This window comes from Devosia rhodophyticola (assembly GCF_028816475.1).
In the GTDB taxonomy this organism is placed as follows: Bacteria; Pseudomonadota; Alphaproteobacteria; order Rhizobiales; family Devosiaceae; genus Devosia; species Devosia rhodophyticola.
Map to the genome: position 1 here is coordinate 1227215 of NZ_CP118247.1, position 16796 is coordinate 1244010.

14 protein-coding genes are annotated in these 16796 nt (G+C 57.5%); 9 read left to right on the plus strand and 5 right to left on the minus strand.

Annotated elements, in window-relative coordinates:
* Window positions 1-61: 61 nt before the first annotated feature.
* The 6 genes from arfA (at window position 62) to PSQ90_RS05955 (ending at window position 7989) form a co-directional block, all read left to right on the plus strand.
* A complete protein-coding gene (gene arfA / locus PSQ90_RS05930; protein WP_282212488.1) occupies window positions 62-1573 on the plus strand; it encodes an arabinosylfuranosidase ArfA in 1512 nt (503 codons plus the stop codon).
* A 247-nt stretch (window positions 1574-1820) separates the two neighbouring features.
* The gene (locus tag PSQ90_RS05935; RefSeq protein ID WP_282212489.1) at window positions 1821-3740 is read left to right on the plus strand and encodes an ABC transporter substrate-binding protein; all 1920 of its coding nucleotides are present in this window, start codon (window positions 1821-1823) and stop codon (window positions 3738-3740) included.
* A 248-nt stretch (window positions 3741-3988) separates the two neighbouring features.
* A complete protein-coding gene (locus PSQ90_RS05940; RefSeq protein ID WP_282212490.1) occupies window positions 3989-4993 on the plus strand; it encodes an ABC transporter permease in 1005 nt (334 codons plus the stop codon).
* Window positions 4994-4998: 5 nt separating this feature from the next.
* A complete protein-coding gene (locus PSQ90_RS05945; protein WP_282212491.1) occupies window positions 4999-5856 on the plus strand; it encodes an ABC transporter permease in 858 nt (285 codons plus the stop codon).
* A 190-nt stretch (window positions 5857-6046) separates the two neighbouring features.
* Window positions 6047-7069, plus strand: coding sequence for an ABC transporter ATP-binding protein (locus PSQ90_RS05950; protein ID WP_282212492.1), 1023 nt, complete (start codon window positions 6047-6049; stop codon window positions 7067-7069).
* The gene (locus tag PSQ90_RS05955; protein WP_282212493.1) at window positions 7066-7989 is read left to right on the plus strand and encodes an ABC transporter ATP-binding protein; all 924 of its coding nucleotides are present in this window, start codon (window positions 7066-7068) and stop codon (window positions 7987-7989) included. Before PSQ90_RS05950 ends, PSQ90_RS05955 begins: the two co-directional genes overlap by 4 nt.
* A 600-nt stretch (window positions 7990-8589) precedes the next feature.
* Here the strand turns inward: PSQ90_RS05955 and eno are convergent.
* Both eno and PSQ90_RS05965 read right to left on the minus strand, forming a co-directional pair.
* Complete coding sequence (gene eno / locus PSQ90_RS05960) at window positions 8590-9891, minus strand: phosphopyruvate hydratase (RefSeq protein ID WP_282212494.1); 1302 nt, start codon at window positions 9889-9891, stop codon at window positions 8590-8592.
* The gene (locus PSQ90_RS05965; protein ID WP_282212495.1) at window positions 9888-10895 is read right to left on the minus strand and encodes an aminoglycoside phosphotransferase family protein; all 1008 of its coding nucleotides are present in this window, start codon (window positions 10893-10895) and stop codon (window positions 9888-9890) included. The genes eno and PSQ90_RS05965 overlap by 4 nt, the downstream gene beginning before the upstream one ends.
* A gap of 101 nt (window positions 10896-10996) precedes the next feature.
* Here PSQ90_RS05965 and PSQ90_RS05970 point away from each other — a divergent pair, with 101 nt between their 5' ends.
* A complete protein-coding gene (locus PSQ90_RS05970; protein ID WP_282212496.1) occupies window positions 10997-11977 on the plus strand; it encodes a LacI family DNA-binding transcriptional regulator in 981 nt (326 codons plus the stop codon).
* Window positions 11978-12066: 89 nt separating this feature from the next.
* On the opposite strand, the gene PSQ90_RS05975 is transcribed toward PSQ90_RS05970, so the two are convergent.
* The gene (locus PSQ90_RS05975) at window positions 12067-13482 is read right to left on the minus strand and encodes a helix-turn-helix domain-containing protein (protein ID WP_282212497.1); all 1416 of its coding nucleotides are present in this window, start codon (window positions 13480-13482) and stop codon (window positions 12067-12069) included.
* A gap of 146 nt (window positions 13483-13628) precedes the next feature.
* On the opposite strand from PSQ90_RS05975, the gene PSQ90_RS05980 reads away from it, so the two are divergent.
* Both PSQ90_RS05980 and aceA read left to right on the plus strand, forming a co-directional pair.
* Window positions 13629-13856: a hypothetical protein gene (locus PSQ90_RS05980; RefSeq protein WP_282212498.1), complete on the plus strand. Its 228-nt coding sequence runs from the start codon at window positions 13629-13631 to the stop codon at window positions 13854-13856.
* A 77-nt stretch (window positions 13857-13933) separates the two neighbouring features.
* Window positions 13934-15217 carry an isocitrate lyase gene (gene aceA / locus PSQ90_RS05985; RefSeq protein ID WP_282212499.1) on the plus strand — a complete coding sequence of 428 codons (1284 nt, stop codon included), beginning with the start codon at window positions 13934-13936 and terminating at the stop codon, window positions 15215-15217.
* 136 nt (window positions 15218-15353) lie between these two features.
* Here the strand turns inward: aceA and PSQ90_RS05990 are convergent, their stop codons facing one another.
* Window positions 15354-16034 (minus strand): haloacid dehalogenase type II, encoded by a 681-nt coding sequence (locus PSQ90_RS05990; RefSeq protein WP_282212500.1) that lies wholly within the window; start codon window positions 16032-16034, stop codon window positions 15354-15356.
* 109 nt (window positions 16035-16143) lie between these two features.
* Window positions 16144-16737 carry a PAS and helix-turn-helix domain-containing protein gene (locus PSQ90_RS05995; RefSeq protein ID WP_282212501.1) on the minus strand — a complete coding sequence of 198 codons (594 nt, stop codon included), beginning with the start codon at window positions 16735-16737 and terminating at the stop codon, window positions 16144-16146.
* Between the last annotated feature and the right edge of the window lie 59 nt (window positions 16738-16796).

A 16796-nucleotide genomic window follows, 5' to 3' on the forward strand; every position in this document is an offset into this window, starting at 1 on the left:
ATACCCGTTTACAACTGATTATCTGATACAAATCAGACAAACGGGATTTCAGGAGGGTAACGTGAAGGCGTCAGTCGTCGCAAATAAGGATTTCACGGTCGGCAAGATCGATAATCGTGTTTACGGGGCGTTCCTCGAGCATCTCGGACGCGCCATTTATGAAGGCATTTACGAACCCGATCATGCAAGTGCCGACCAAAATGGCATGCGGGGTGATGTTGCCAAACTGGTCAAGGACCTCAATGTACCCGTCGTGCGCTATCCCGGGGGTAACTTTGTTTCCGCCTATAATTGGGAAGACGGGGTAGGTCCACGCGAGGAGCGCCCTACCCGGCTCGACCTGGCCTGGCACACGTCGGACAGCAATGCGGTGGGTGTCCACGAGTTCGCCGACTGGTGCGACAGTGTCGGCACCGAGATGATGCTGGCGGTAAACCTTGGATCACGCGGGGTCGACGATGCCCGTAACTTCTTGGAATATGTCAATCATCCGGGCGGCAGCTATTGGAGCGATTTACGTATCAAGAATGGCCGCAAAGAGCCGTTCAACGTAAAAATGTGGTGCCTGGGCAATGAGATGGATGGCCCCTGGCAGGTCGGGCACAAGGATGCTGACGAGTATGGCAAGCTAGCGGCCAACACCGCCCGCGCGATGCGCATGTTCGACAGCGAACTTGAGTTGATCGTGTGTGGCTCCTCCAACGCGGACATGGCGAGTTATCCCGATTGGGAACGCATTGTGCTCGAACATACCTACGAGCATGTTGATCATATTTCGCTGCATATGTACTTTGCCAATCGCGACAAGGATACTCCTAACTATCTGGCGCTAAATCATAAACTTGAACGCTACATCGAAACAGTTGCGGCGACGATCAAGCAGGTAAAGAGCAAGAAGCGCACAAAGCACGATGTCTATATCTCGTTTGATGAATGGAACGTCTGGTATCATTCCAACAAGCAGGACCGCGAAATTCTTGATGGTGGCAATGGCTGGCCGCATGCACCGGGGCTGCTGGAAGACATCTACAATTTTGAGGACGTGCTGCAGGTTGGTCTGGTTCTCAACAGCTTCATTCGCCATTCCGATGTGGTCAAGATCGCCTGTATCGCCCAATTGGTGAATGTGATCGCACCGATCATGACCGAAAAGGGCGGACCGGCCTGGAAACAGACGATCTATTATCCCTATTATTTCGCATCTGTGTACGGTCGTGGTACTGCTTTGAATTTGCTTGTCAATTCTCCGGGATATGAGAGCAACCATGAGGACAATACACCCTTTGTGGACCTGTCGAGTGTGCACAATGAAGATGATGGAACACTTAGTTTCTTCCTGGTCAACCGACATGGGACGGAATCGATTGAGGTCGATATCGACTTACAGGGTTTTGCCGCGGGTGAAGTGATCGATCACCAGGTGATGACCCATAGCCGTCTCGACGCCGTCAATACCGCCAAAAATCAAAGCGAAGTGGCTCCGCGCAAGGGTGAAGGCGCCAAGGTGGCGGACGGTTCGCTGCGCCTGACGCTGCCGCCTTACTCCTACCAAATGGTGCGGGTAAAGCTTTAGCACCAAACCAACACATCGCATCGCCGACAGCTCACTTCTACTAGCAAACCGTTAGCGTTAAGCGTGACAGATCAAGGCAATAGGGCACATCGGGGGCGATGTGCCCTATTCATTTGTATATCATGATATTAGATTTACATCATGATCTCTGTTGACAAACAAAATCAACTGATCAAATATGAATCCAGGTTGCTGGAGAGCGCTCGCGAACAGAGTGCGGATGGCATCCCACAGGGAGGAGCGAGAGATGGATAGACGCAGTTTTATGGTAGGCACTGCCGTCGGTGCGCTGATGCTCGGCGCCAAGGGACTGGCTTTTGCGCAGGATGCTGAAGGCTCGGCACCGCCGCTGAACGATTTTGCCCGGAACGAAACAGTTATCGTGCACAACCCCGAAGGGGTCATCCGCAATCCGGGCTGGTTCAATATCTGGGTCAATGGCGGCGGCGGAACAAGCAATGGCCTGCACCAACTAACGATGGACACGCTCTGGTACATCGACCCCGATGGCGGTGTGCCGGGCAAGAGCGAGAACGCGATCTACAACGCGCTGGCAGCAGAGCCGTGGCAATATAATGATGACTTCACCGAAATGACGGTGAAACTGCGCCAAGGCATCCTGTGGAGCGATGGGGTCGAGTTTACAGCCGATGACGTCGTTTACACTGTGACCAAACAAATGGAGACACCCGGCATGCAGTGGAGCGGCGCGTTCTCCACGCAGGTAGCCGAGGTTACCGCGCCCGATCCGTATACAGTTCATTTCACACTTCAGGCGCCAAACTCACGCTTTCACGCCATTTTCTCGGTACGCTGGAATGCGGCCTGGATCATGCCCAAGCATGTGTTTGAAAAGGTCGATGACGTCCTGACCTTTGACTATAACCCTCCACTCAGCCTCGGCGCCTATACACTCAATTCGTTCGATCCGAACGGTACATGGTACATTTGGGACAAGCGCGAGGACTGGGACAAGACAACGCTGGGCCTGGTGGGCCAACCCACGCCCAAGCACATTATCTATCGCAACAACATCTCAACCGACAATCGCCTGATCGAGATGCGCAACGGCAATCTGGACATGATCCATGATCTGTCGCCTGAAGGCACATTCTCGATCGTCAAGGAAGACCCGAATGTGCATGGCTGGTTTACCGGCTTCCCCTATGCCCATCCCGATCCGACGCTGCCAATGGCCATCTTCAACCACCAAAAACCAATGTTCCAGGACAAGCGTGTGCGCTGGGCGCTGGCTCTGATGCTGGACGCGCGCGCCATGTCGATGGCGTCCTATCGCGGTGCAGCGACCCTGTCGGCCATCTCCATACCGCCAACGGGGACGCATCCGCGCGACTATCATGGACCGCTCCAGCAATTCATGATCGACTATGAGCTAGACACCGGAACCTCCAAGGTCAAACCTTACGACCCCACCATCGGTCAGCAAATCGCCGACATGGTGCGCCCACAGTTTGGCGAAGACGTGCCGACCGATCCCGAGGCAATAAACAAAAGCTTCGGTTTTGGCTGGTGGAAACAGAATCTGCAGGCAGCCGAAGAGTTGCTGACGGCAGCAGGGTTCACCAAGAACGGCAATCAATGGATGACCGATACCGGCGAACCGTTCGCCTTTAGTGTGCAGATTCCCCAAGAAGGCGTCATCAACCGCCTCGGCACCATCATTGCTCAACTCTGGTCACAAGCCGGGGTGCAGGCAAGCGCCGAAGTGGCGCCCGATATATGGGACCGCGTGGGCGCGGGCGACTATGAAGTCAATATTGGCTGGGCGGTCGAGACTTGGGGCGGTCATCCCGATCTCAGCTTCTTCCTCGACAGCTATCATTCCGAATATGTTGTCGAGCCGGGTCAGATCCAGCCAGCCCGTAACTGGATGCGCTGGACCAACCCTAAACTGGACGAGATCATCGAGAAAATCCGTGGGGTCGATTTCAACGATCCCAAGGGACTGGAATACGGCATCGAGTTCGTCAAGTTGCATCTCGAAGAAATGCCGAACATTCCGATCATGTCCTACAATGTGTTCTCGGTGCAATCGAACAAATACTGGACCGGCTGGCCCAATATCGAGAATAATTATGCCAATCCGGTCACCAACTGGTCGAACGGGAAGTATATCTTCACGCAGATCGAACCGACCAACGCCTGAGTTCTCCCCGGCAGCCCGGTATTGTCCGGGCTGCTGCCCAGAGGGACGCGGCTGGCGCCCTGCCCCTCAATTGCACCTTTTCTGACCCGCAAATCCTTGCTCGTTGGAACAAATAACGGTGGCGCGTCCGCCGGTAGCGCTGCGACACGCAACGTTTTTGGCGCCCCGTAAATGGACTTGGCCGTCATTGGTCCGGTTTCGGTTGCAGTTCTAAAAAGACCTGTGACCGCCGAGGTTGAGGAGCTCAAATGCAAGGCTATTTCTGGTTTGCCGCCAAGCGCGCAGCGCAGTTGTTGGCCGTAGTCTTTTGCGGCATTTCCGCGACGTTTATGGTGACGCACCTGTCACCGATCAGTCCGGTGGAATCGGCACTGGGACGGATGACCGCCCGCTCCAATTTCGCACCAGAGGCCGTGGAGTCGATGCGCGCGGCGTTGACCGAAATGTATGGGGTAAACGAACCCCTGATCAATCAATATTTCAATTTCTGGGCGCGACTGGTGCATGGTGACCTTGGACCATCGCTGATTGCATTTCCGACCCCGGCCATGGAATTGGTGATGCGCGCCTTGCCCTGGACCGTGTGCCTGCTGCTGACGTCGATCCTGATTACCTTTTTTGTCGGCAATGTGATGGGCGCCCTGGCAGGTTACAATCAAAACAACCGGTTCCTGAAAGCCTTCGGCGTCGTGGCCATGGGCATTCAGCCGATCCCCTACTATATCGTTGCCTTCATCCTGCTGGTGGTTTTCGGCTTTATCTGGCCGGTGCTGCCCATTTCCGGCGGCTTTGCGATGAATGTGACGCCGGGCTGGAACCTGGCTTATATTGGGTCGGTGCTGCAGCACGCCATCCTGCCAGCCTCGTCGCTGGTGCTCGTTGGTTTCGGCAGCTGGTTCCTGGGGATGCGGGCGCTAGTTTCCAACATTGTCACCGAAGACTATGTGACCTACGCCGAACTGGCGGGCGTCAAGCGCCGGACCATTGTGGGCAGCTATGTGATCCGCAACGCAGCCGTGCCGCAGCTGACGGCGCTGGCAATGACACTGGGTGGGGTATTTTCAGGCACAGTGATCACCGAACAGGTGTTCAATTATCCCGGTCTCGGGTCGCTACTGGTCGACGCAGTCAATGGCGGCGATTTTTCGCTGGTACTGGCGGTATCCACGGTGTCGGTGGCAGCGGTGGCGATGGCCATTTTCATCGTTGACCTGCTCCATCCCCTGCTCGATCCACGCGTAAGGACGGATTAGCCGCCATGTTTGCTGTTCTCCGCGACCTTGTTCGCTACAATATCGAGTTTGCCATCGGCGTAACGCTGGTGGGGTTCATCCTGATCTTTGCCGCGGCAAGCTATTTTGCTCCGACAGACCCGAACCTGATCTATGTGGTCATTCCCGACCAACCGCCATCGGCGCAATATTGGTTTGGCACCAATTCGCGCGGGCAAGACCTGTTCTGGCAGCTTTCAACGGCCTTTCGAAATTCGGTCATCTTTGGGGTAACAGTCGCGGTGCTCTCGCGCATCATCTCGCTGGCGGTGGGGCTGACCAGCGGCTATGTCGGGGGATGGGTGGATCGCGGGCTGATGCTCGTCAACGATATTTTCGTAGCGGTTCCGATCTTTCCGGTGCTGGTGTTGTTTTACTTTGTGCTGCGCAGCGATCTCAATTCATGGACGCTGGCGCTTATCATGGCCTGTTTTGGCTGGCCATTCGATGCGCGGCTGATCCGGTCGGTGGCGCTGGGGCTGCGACATCGCGAGTTTACCCGCCATGCGGTGTTCGCGGGGATGAGCACGCCCAAGATATTGCTGCAGGAGCACCTGCCCTATGTGATGCCAATCGTGTTCTCGACCTTCATGGCCAACATGTTGTGGTCGATCGGGCTGGAAGTCACGCTGGCGGTGCTGGGCTTCACCAATATCAACCAGGCAACGATCGGCACGGTGCTATATTGGGCCAATAGCCACTCGGCGATGGTGGTGGGTGTGTGGTGGTGGATTCTCATCCCGGTGATTTTTATCGTCATCCTGTTCGTTGGCCTGTTCCTGCTTGCCGTCTCGCTCAATGAATATATCGACCCGCGCAGCAGGCTGCGGAGGATGGGGGCATGAAGGCCGACCAGCGGTGCCTTTTACTCCTTGCGCGAGATGGTGCCCCGGAGGGGCAGACGAAGGATCTCTTGTTCGCCTCCCGTATGGGATGGGGAAGCACCCCTCACCCCGGCCATTCTGCTAAACGCAGACATGTCGTCCCTCTCCTGCAAGGGGAGAGGTGTGGGTTCGACAAACGGGGAGAGAACACATGACCCAGGATCTACTCGAGGTCGACGGCCTCAAGGCCTATTACCAGATGAACTATTTCGGCGTGGAACGCGAAGTGCGGGCGGTCGATGACATCACCATGACCATCCGCAAGAACGAGATCTACGGCATTGCCGGGGAGAGCTCGTCAGGCAAGACCAGCCTCATCCGCGTGCTGGCGGCAGCGATCCGGCCGCCGATGCGCATCGTGGCCGGCAGCGTGAAATATGACTTCAAAAACGGCCCGATGGACGTGGCCACGGCAAGCGAGGCGCAGATCGAGTCAGTGCGCTGGAAGCATCTGAGCTACATCATGCAAGGCTCGATGAGCGTGCTCAACCCGGTGCGGCGCATCGGCAAGACCTTTGAGGATTTTGCCAAACGCCCGCTGGGGCTATCGGGCGAAGCTTATCGGGCGCGGGTGCTGAACCATCTGGAACGGCTGAAGCTTCCGGCCAGCCTGCTCAACGCTTATCCACATGAGTTGAGCGGCGGCATGCGGCAACGCGTGACCATCGGGCTGGCCACGGTATGTCACCCCGAATTCGTTATTGCCGACGAGCCGACGACGGCGCTCGACGTGGTGGTGCAAAAGGAAGTCCTGGGGCTGATCCGCGAAATCCAGCAGGATATGGGCAGCTCGGTCGTGTTCGTAACCCATGACATGAGCGTGCATGCCAACATGGCCGACCGGGTGGGCATCATCTATGCCGGCCGGCTGGTGGAGGAAGGCCCGACGCGGCAAATGTTTTATGCGCCCAAGCACCCCTACACGGCCCATCTGGTGGCGAGCCTGCCGCGAATCGGGGATACGGCGCAGCGACCGGCGCTGGAGGGGCGACCGCCGAGTCTTGCCAACCCGCCGAGCGGCTGCCGGTTTCACCCGCGCTGCCCGCTGGCCATCGACAAGTGCAAGACTGAGGTACCGCCGCTGAACAATGTGGCTAACGACCACCGCAGCGCGTGCTGGCGCTGGGAGGATGTGAAACCACTGGTGGCACCGCAACAGCCGGTGATGGCATGACGACCCTGCTCGACGTGCGCAATGTGTCCAAGCGCTTTACCATGGGCGGACTGCTGAGCCGCCGGAGCGTGGAGGCGGTGCAGGACGCCAGCCTGTCGCTAAGCAGCGAGAGGCCTGAGATCTTTACCATTATCGGGGAAAGCGGCTCGGGCAAAACGACGCTGGCGCGGATGATCCTGGGGCTGGAACGGCCGAGCGGCGGCGAAATTAGCTTTCGCGGCAAAATGGTGAGCCAGAGGGTCAGCCGACAGGAACGGCTGGAGTTCATGGCCAATGTGCAGCCGGTGTTCCAGAACCCGTTCGAGGCGTTCAACCCGCTCAAGGAAATCGACCGCTACTTGGAATCGACGGCGAAGCGGTTTTTGAAGCTGCATCGGCAGGACGATATCGATGGCGCGATGGATGGCGCGTTGCAGAAAGTGGGGCTGAGCCTGGCCGAGGTGAAGGGGCGCTATCCCCATGAGATGAGCGGCGGGCAGTTGCAGCGGGCCGCCATTGCTCGGGCGCTGATCCCCAATCCGCCGCTGCTGGTGGCCGATGAGCCGGTGTCGATGGTGGATGCCTCGTTGCGCATGAGCATCGTCAACCTGCTGCGCAGCCTGCGCGACGATTTCGGAGTGTCGGTGGTTTACATTACCCATGATCTGGCGACGGCATACTACATTTCCAACCGCCTGATCATCATGCAGCGCGGCCGGATCGTGGAAATGGGCGATGCCCGTACGGTATTGGACAATCCCGAGCACCCCTATTCGCGCCTGCTCAAGGCCAGCGTCCTGAGCACGGAAGATGCCGGTGCAGGCAAGCTGATGACCGATCCCGGCATGGCAGCATTGGCGAGCGAACGGATGGAGCGGCCAGGCAGTCTGCAGAGTCGGCCCGACGGGCGGCTAGTGCGAGTATGTGAGGAGGCCCGATAGCGAACCGATCACGATCAGATCAAGGACGGATCGGCCGATCCGACGGTGATCGTGCGCGAGGGGACCAAAGAATACTGGATGTTATACACCAATCAGCAAGCCAATGCCGGCGGCCCAGGCGTGGACAACTGCTTGCCCTGGCGTCATCGACTTTGAGGTTTGCGCCCTCAGATACACACAGACCGGCACCATAAGTGATACCGAGCGCGGCCTTGTACTTTGCGGATTGCTTGGCGTGCGCCAAGCGAGTTGCGCTGCTGCTACGTGCAACGCGGACTTGCTTCCGTGCGATCTGTGCATTTCCTGCCCTGCAGAATGGTGACGTCTTGTCCCTGGATATCAAAAACCTTGAACTCTTCGTCCGCGTCGACAAGCTTGGCGCCGTGGTACGGCCCGAACCATGCTCTCGCGCACGGCACAGTCAATTGCCGGGCATTTGAGGTTGGGCAGCCCTCTGGCACGTTGGCAAGGATTTGCAGGCAGGCACCTACAGGCGACAAATCAGGCTCAGTACGGCGCCCTGCTCTAGTCTAGAGACGACAACGTCGACGGGCCAATATCTGGCACCAGGCATGAAACATCTTTGAGGTGGCAGTTCTTCTACTTCTGTGCCCACCAAGTGTCTGCCAACGGCGCTCCGCCTACAAAAGCGTTTCCACCCAGCGTTTCGCCAATGCGCAGACATTCATTCCACTTCGCCATGCGTTCAGACCGTGCGAACGAGCCAACCTTGAGCTGACCGGCGTTAAGACCAACCGAGAGATGACTGATCGATACATCCTCGGTTTCGCCCGATCTGGCCGATACGACGCCACGGAACCCCTTGGCTCGCGCCATCTCAAGGCAGTCAAACGATTGCGTCACTGTACTGGCCTGATTGACCTTGATGAGTACCGAATTGCAGGCTCCTGCCGCTGCAGCCTCTTCCACCAGGGCCGCGTTGGTTACCAGGTAGTCGTCACCGATAATCTGCACGCGATCACCAAACTCGGCGGTAAATGCCGCCATACCAACGGCGTCATCTTCGGCCAGCGGATCCTCGATGGAGGCAATCGGATAGTCATTGAGCCAGCGCCCCAGCAGCGCGATCATTTCATCGCGTCCCAGTTCACGATCTTCCAACGCAAGGCGATAACGCCCGTCTTTGCCGAACTCGGACGCGGCGATATCGAGCGAGATGACCACGCGATCACCAGGTTTTTCACCGGCCAGTTCGATAGCACGCACCAGGGTTTCAAGGGCTTCTTCATTGTGATCAAATACCGGCCACCAACCACCCTCATCAGCAACGCCTACCGAACGACCGCGATCCTTCATGAGCGCACCAGCGGCTCGATATATTTCAGCGGTTACCTCGAGCGCTTCATCAAAACTGGCCGCGCCCGGCACCATCACCATGAAGTCTTGGACGTCAACGCGACGTCCAGCATGAGCACCGCCCCCGAAAATCTGAATTTCGGGCAAAGGCAAAGTCGGCGTTTGGCTCGAAATATCGGCAACATGCCGCCAAAGTGGCACTTGCTTGGCGGAAGCAGCCACGTGAAGCGCCGCAAGCGAAGTTGCAACGAGCGCATTGCCGCCTAGTTCCGAGCGCAGCGGGCTTGGATCCAGCGCCAGCATGGCAAGATCAACCGCCCGCTGATCCGTTGCGTCAAGCCCCTTGAGCGCGGGGGCTATGACGTCATTGATGTTGGCAACTGCGCGCCGCACATCCATGCCGCCCAAGGCACTGCCCCCATCGCGCAGGTCGATTGCCTCGCGGGTACCGCGCGACGCGCCGGCGGGTGCCATGGCGCGACCGACGGCACCGCTCTGAGTGGCGATCTCAACTTCGACTGTGGGATTACCCCGGCTATCCCAGACGCGGCGCGCGTGCAAATTGCTTATGATGGCTTGCGTCACTGGGCGCGCTCCTGTTCGAGATGTTGTACAAATTTCTTTAGATTGGTGGGCGGTGCCGCCACCAGCGGCATCGCGAGATTGCGAACGCGCTGCTGTTCGTCCTGGGTGAGATATTCGACGGGCGACTTGCCATCCACCCGCGCCAACATCAGTGCAGGCAAAAGTGCGGCCACCCGACGTTCGCACACGGCTGAGGCTTCCCACCTAATTGATGACTTATAGGCCGCCCAGAATGCCCCGATTGCAGCCCGCAGGCTTGCCGCGATGGCTGGCACATGGATCGATTTGAGCACGAGATGATTGAGACAAAAAGCGACATCAAATGCCGGATCGCCCATGCTCGCGCATTCTGCATCAAGAATGATCGGCTGCCCGTCGCTGAGTAGAATGTTTTTAGGACTGATGTCCCCGTGAACCAGCGCAAGGCGCGAATTTGCGAGCCCCTCAGCCAGCGATAAGAGGGGAGCAGCAAGGTTGGGGTGCCGGTTGGCAGTATAACGCAGATACGGCTCAACGCGGAGCGCTTCGAAATCTGCGGCGTTTTGAAAAAGTGTCGTGTCAAAACCGGGGGCACTGGAGGCGGCATGAATGCGGCCAAGCACTGAGGCGACGGCCGCAGCTTCGCCCTGCTCCTGGCGCCCTGCCAACAAGTCGGCTTTCCAAAGACTGACCCCGGGACCTGCCACAAACTCCATGGCAAAGCCGTGTTCGCCTTCGGACCAACCCAGCACCTTGGGCACGCACCCGGGCGCCGCCGCGCCAGCGGTCGTCAACCACGCATATTCGGCACGGCTACGATGGATCGGCGCATACCAGTCAGCAGCCACATTCAATTTGCCCAGCGCGAACTTGACGCAAACGGTTCGATCCCGAAATGACACCGCCGCAATATCGGAAGCCACACCGCCCGTAAGACGGCGAACTTCGGTTATCTCGTCGCGCGCGCACAACCCCAGTTCGAGTACCAGAGATTTGCACCGATCACTAAAATCTGTCTCCGCCATGCAACGTTCCTATGTTCACGTGAACATAAATGACTTTGACACATTGACATGTCAAGCCAAAAACCAGAAGTATCCGGCCGAAACAGCAGAACGGCAAGTAGATGCGTGTATCGATAAAATCGATAGCCAAAGATCTGAACATCTCTCACATGACCGTCTCGCGGGCGCTGTCCGCCCACCCGAATGTCAATGCCAAAACCCGGGAAATGGTGCTCAGGCGCGCGCAAGAGGTTGGATATGTCAAGAACCGGGCAGCCAACACCATGCGCGGCGAGTCCACAGGAATTGTCGGCCTGCTACTGCCCAATATCGTCAACGACTTTTACGCCCGCTTTGCCAATGAACTGGGTCTATTATGCTCGGATTCCGGTTTGGATTTGTTGGTCAACTTGACCAATGACGACCCGGCGCGCGAACAGGCCGGGCTTGATAAGCTGCTGACATTGCAGGCATCAAGCGTAATATTTGTTCCGACCCCGGGCGATGAAACAAGACCCGTTTCCCCGCGAGACAGTACTCACTTCATTGAACTGATCCGCACGCGGTCTGCCGAGCGCAGATGCCTTTTGGTAGAGGACGAACAGGCGCTGCGTGCCGCCATAGCCCATTTGGCAGCACGCGGCTGCCGCAGGATTGGGTATATCGGGGCAGCCCCCGGCCTTTCTTCGGGCCAACGTCGGCAACAGGCTTACCTCGAAGCCCTTAACGAAGCTGGGTTCGTGCCCGATCAGACCCTGACCCGTCTGGGTGACCCGGGACGTAATTTCGGTATGGCGAGCATGATTGATCTGCTCGACAATCCCAATGCGCCCGATGGCGTGCTTTGTGGCGGCTTTGAAATTTCCAATGGCGCCCTTGAGGGATGTCTGACGCGCGGCGTCCAATTCCCTAACCAATTGGCCTTTGTTGGCTATGGGGATCCCGAACTCTATCGCTGGCTGGCTGGCGGCATTTCGACCGTCAGCGTTGACGCTGAAAGCCTGGCGCGCCAAGCGATTTTGATGGTTCTGGCCGGGCCCGATCTCGCCGATCCAATTCTGCCGCAAGTACAGGCTCATTTGGTTTTACGACAATCAGCTTAGGCATGGAATTGCCCGAACCAATGCTCTGATGGGAGACATTCTAGCCTCTCCACCGGCGTCACTTTCCCGCCGCCTCTTTTGCCTCGACCCTAGTCCATCCGCGCATATAGACTTTCAGCGCGACTGGAGTCGTCGAGCCGAAACCGGTGGTCGGCAGGTGGGTGGGCCCGCTGACCGCATTCCAATCTCGGGCAAATACGGCAACCGACACCGATGGGAACGACCTGACCGTTGCCATCCAGGTCAATGCCGTCCGAATATATCATGTCCCGGGCATGATGCAGGGCGCAACCCAGCCCGATAGACATATAGCGTCGCGGCGCATTGTAGCGATGATCACCCTTGGCGATGGTTCGGGCGATGCAAAAATAGCGCTGGCCGTCCGGCATTTGCGATACCTGAATATTGATCCGATCCGGACTGAGAAATGCCGAATAGATATTCCAGCGCGGACATGCCCCTGAATGGCGTGGGATGTGAATGCCCGAGAGCGAAAACCGCTTGGAAATATTGCCGGCAATGTCGGTCCGTACCAAATGTAGCGGAATACCGAGTGCCCCTTTTCGTTGAAGGGTAGTCATGCGGTGACACACCTGCTCAAAGCTCGCGCCGAACCGTCGCCCGATGCGCTCTATATCATAGCGATAGTCGCGGCATGCCTTGCGAAACGGCTCATAAGGCATCACCAGGGCCGCCGCAAAATATGCCGACAAGACATTGCGCGCCAAAACAGGGGCATCACCCTCAGGCAGGTTCGATCGGGTGATGATGTTTTCAATTTCCGTGTTGGCCGCGAGTTGGCCCAATTGATGCCCAACCAGAAACAGCGCCGACTCCGCCGGAAGGATGTCCGAAATCAGCAAATGGTTGCGCCGTTCGTCCCGTTGACGGGCAACACCCAGCGGAAGAGAGGCCAACCGCACCTCAAGTCCGAAGACGTTAAACAGATAGGTGCGAAGCCCCGATTCAAACGTGTCGGCAGACCGATCAATATCGAGTCTGATCCGTTCGGCCTCTGCTTCAAGGGTAGGGAAATAGTTTGAATTTTCCTGCAGAAAGTCCGAAATGGCATCTGTCGCCAGATGAAATGGCTCCACCTCCGAACGCGGCGCTGGTGTCGGCCCGGTTTGCGTTGTGATGATGCGATAGCGGTCATAAAGTTTGACGATAGCTTTGGCCGCCGCCGGATTGGAATGGGCCAGATCGCGAATTTCGAAGTTGGTCAGATCGCTGTCGGCAAACAGGTCATCCCCGAATGCCTCCATCAGATCGCCAAGCAATCGCCCCTCGTCGCCATCGACCAATTCGCCGGGCTCCACACCAAAATAGCCAGATATTGAGAACAGCAGCGCCACAGTAACCTTGCGGCGATTGTGCTCGATCAGGTTTAGGTAACTCGCCGAAATGCCCAGCGCCTGCGCCAGATCTGCCTGCGCCAGCCCACGAAGTCGCCGCAATCGCTTTATGCGTCCCCCAATCTGGGTATCGGCTGTTTCCTTCATCATATGCTCCCAATTATTTACATCATTTACAAAAATGACAACCGATTTTGACACTGACTTTACAGCTTTACTTGGGAATTTTCGCTATTATCTTGCAATGAGACGGCACTTGTCAAATATTTACACAAATAGGATGAGGAGACTTTCGGATGAGCCCGACAACCAGTGAACGAGAAGAATATCTGACCATCATCGCCCCTACCGCCATTGAGGCGATGGAACAGTTCAAGACGCGCGGGCTTGGCGCCCAAGGCTACTCAATCGCTGGCAAGATCGGTCGGCACCAGTTTTCTCTGGTCGGCGCAGGTTCGGCCACTGAATTGTTCACCGGTGTCGGCATGATTGCCGCCACGTTCAGCCGACGCGTAATCGACTAGCCACTTCACCCCATCGCCGGAAACAACAATCGCGTCAAGCGACCGGCGAAGCCATGCCCAAAAAAGAGGAGAATTCAATGCTCGACAAACCCCAGTTTCCCGTCCCCGATTGGGCGCCCGATCGCTGGCGCAATATTTCTCGGACCTATGCGCCATCCGACGTGGCGCGACTTTCCGGCTCCATGCCATGCCGCCACACCTTGGCCGAAAATGGCGCCAGACGCCTGTGGGAGTTGCTGCATAGCCAGGACTTTGTGCCAACCCTGGGCACATTCACCGGCAATCAGGCGGTGCAGCAGGTCAAGGCCGGGCTGAAGGCAATTTATCTCTCTGGCTGGCAGGTGGCGGCCGATGCCAATACTTCGGGCAATATGTATCCCGATCAGAGCCTTTATCCGGTCGATAGCGTCCCTTCGGTGGTCAAGCGCATCAACAAGGCCCTGCAGCGCGCCGATCAAATTCAGACGATGGAGCAGGCCGACGGAATAACCACCACTGATCATGATTTCTTCGTCCCCGTCATCGCCGATGCCGAGGCCGGGTTCGGCGGCGCGTTGAACGTTTTCGAGCTCATGAAGGCCATGATCGAGGCTGGCGCCGCCGCCGTTCACTTTGAGGATCAACTGGCATCGGAAAAGAAGTGCGGCCATTTGGGTGGCAAGGTGCTGGTGCCGACCAGCCAGTTCATTCGCACGCTAAACGCGGCCCGCCTAGCGGCCGACGTCATGGGCGTGCCCACGCTGATCATGGCACGCACCGACGCAGAAGCGGCCCGCCTGATCACCTCGGATATCGACCCCTACGACGCTCCCTTCGTCATCAAGGAACGTACGGCCGAAGGGTTTTACCAGCTCAAGGGTGGTATGGATGCTGCCATTGCCCGAGGCATCGCTTATGCGCCCTATGCCGACTTGATCTGGTGCGAGACCAGCAAGCCCGATCTGGCTGAAGCGCGCCGGTTCGCCGAGGCGGTGCGCAAGGCGCATCCTGACCAGATGCTGGCCTATAATTGCTCGCCCAGCTTCAATTGGGCCAAGCATATGGACGAGGCGGCAATGGCCTCTTTCCAGCGCGAAATCGCCGCCATGGGATATAAATACCAGTTCATTACCTTGGCTGGGTTCCATAATCTAAGCCTGAGTACGTTCGAATTGGCGCGTGCCTACAAGACCGAAGGCATGGCTGGATATTCACGCCTGCAGCAAGCTGAATTTGCCGCCGAGGAGCATGGTTTTTCGGCAGTCCGGCACCAGCGCGAAGTCGGCACCAGCTATTTCGATGCCGTCGCGATGGCCGTGAGCGAAGGCAAGAGTGCCACGACCGCCATGGAACAAAGTACTGAACAGGCCCAGTTCCGCTGATCAGTCCGGCAGGAAGCGCTTCGACCATATCGGCCGCGGCGCTTCTTTTTGGGCGTCGAATGCGGGCGTTTAGGCCGCCGCCGGGACCGCCCAGTAAATCCAAGCCGCGATCCATGGTGGTCGTTCGATTCAGCCGCTATGCAGCTAGTTGCAGCGCAAAATCGGCAACATCGTTAAGCGACTTGCCGATGCGATGCGGGGAGACGCCAAGGCGTTCGAGTGGCAGACCATGGCGGTTCAGCCAGATCGTGCGATGGCCAAACCATGTCGCCCCGCAGATATCCCAGCAGTTGGACGAAACGAACAATATATCACCCGCTTCGCACGCAAACGCGTCTGGGCCCAATTGATAGGCCTCGGGTGCCGTCTTGAAGCGACGCACACTATCAACGCTCAGCAAATGATCGAAAAACCCGCCAAGACCCGAGGCGGTTACTGCCTGCGTCAGCATTGCAGGGGTACCATTGGACAGGATCGCCAGCGGAATATTTGCTGCCTTGAGGCGTTGCAGGGCAGCTCGGTTCTCCGGAAAGGCGGTCAACTCGGCATACGCACCCATCAGGCGATCGCGCGCGGTTGGCGTCAGGGTCAGGCCCAGCATTTCGCAGGCATACGCAAGTGCATCCCCGGTTACCTGCCAGAAATCGACATAGCGGTCACACAGGGTGCGCAATCGTGTGTATTCTATCTGCTTTTCGCGCCAGATGCTGGCCAATTGCGTTCCATTTCCAGGGAACAGTTCCTCGGCCAACGCTCCAACCGAATAGACATCGAACAAGGTGCCATATGCGTCAAAAATGATTGCTTTGATGGCCATGAATTCTCCCTGCGCTGGTCATTTGGAACGCATCCGATGTGGCCGCCCCATACTTTGGCCAGCCTAACCCCAGCTCTGCCGATTAACACCCGCTTTTACGGGCGCCGCACTAACTTTCGTGGTTGAGCGAAAACCATGCGGTTAACTCGGCGCTGTTACGGACGCCAGTGGTGCGGATGAGGCGAGCGCGGTGCGCTTCGATGGTGCGGCGCGACAGGCCCATTTCTGTGGCGATGACGGCATTTGTCTTGCCCTGCGCCACCAGCGTCAATATCTGGCGCTGGCGTCCTGTCAAGCTCATGCTGGTGGCGGTGACCGGCCGAGCCATGGGTTCAAAGCAATAGAGCGCTTCGGCGAACGGATCGGCAAGGTTCTGGCTGCGGCCGTTGACGCGGCACCAAAACCGCCGTCCCCCGGCCCCACTCATGATACGCTCATCATAATAGACCTGCCCGCCCGGCAAATGGTGGCGCCACATTTCGCCGGTGCGCACAAAATCGGCAATTTCGGGATACAGCCTCGAAAAACTCTGGCCGATCAAATCCTGACGCATCAGGCCAAACAGAAACGCAAACTCGGCGTTGCAATCTCGGATGATACGGTGCGATGCATACACCATTGGGACAGGGATATCAGCGAGCGAGAATTGGAGAACGGTGGCTGACGGGGCGTTCTGATCGTGGGGAGAGCCAGATAAAATCATAGGGTATAAATACTACTAACCCCTCTTCTCAAACAAGGCTTAACCTCACGGAAAATACC

What these genes read in the sequence shown, in the direction of transcription:
- PSQ90_RS05935 (WP_282212489.1), top strand. Translation starts at nt 1,821, where the DNA reads ATGGATAGACGCAGTTTTATGGTAGGCACTGCCGTCGGTGCGCTGATG.
- PSQ90_RS05940 (WP_282212490.1), top strand. Translation starts at nt 3,989, where the DNA reads ATGCAAGGCTATTTCTGGTTTGCCGCCAAGCGCGCAGCGCAGTTGTTG.
- PSQ90_RS05945 (WP_282212491.1), top strand. Translation starts at nt 4,999, where the DNA reads ATGTTTGCTGTTCTCCGCGACCTTGTTCGCTACAATATCGAGTTTGCC.
- PSQ90_RS05950 (WP_282212492.1), top strand. Translation starts at nt 6,047, where the DNA reads ATGACCCAGGATCTACTCGAGGTCGACGGCCTCAAGGCCTATTACCAG.
- PSQ90_RS05955 (WP_282212493.1), top strand. Translation starts at nt 7,066, where the DNA reads ATGACGACCCTGCTCGACGTGCGCAATGTGTCCAAGCGCTTTACCATG.
- PSQ90_RS05965 (WP_282212495.1), bottom strand. Translation starts at nt 10,895, where the DNA reads ATGGCGGAGACAGATTTTAGTGATCGGTGCAAATCTCTGGTACTCGAA.
- PSQ90_RS05970 (WP_282212496.1), top strand. Translation starts at nt 10,997, where the DNA reads ATGCGTGTATCGATAAAATCGATAGCCAAAGATCTGAACATCTCTCAC.
- PSQ90_RS05975 (WP_282212497.1), bottom strand. Translation starts at nt 13,482, where the DNA reads ATGATGAAGGAAACAGCCGATACCCAGATTGGGGGACGCATAAAGCGA.
- PSQ90_RS05980 (WP_282212498.1), top strand. Translation starts at nt 13,629, where the DNA reads ATGAGCCCGACAACCAGTGAACGAGAAGAATATCTGACCATCATCGCC.
- aceA (WP_282212499.1), top strand. Translation starts at nt 13,934, where the DNA reads ATGCTCGACAAACCCCAGTTTCCCGTCCCCGATTGGGCGCCCGATCGC.
- PSQ90_RS05990 (WP_282212500.1), bottom strand. Translation starts at nt 16,034, where the DNA reads ATGGCCATCAAAGCAATCATTTTTGACGCATATGGCACCTTGTTCGAT.
- PSQ90_RS05995 (WP_282212501.1), bottom strand. Translation starts at nt 16,737, where the DNA reads ATGATTTTATCTGGCTCTCCCCACGATCAGAACGCCCCGTCAGCCACC.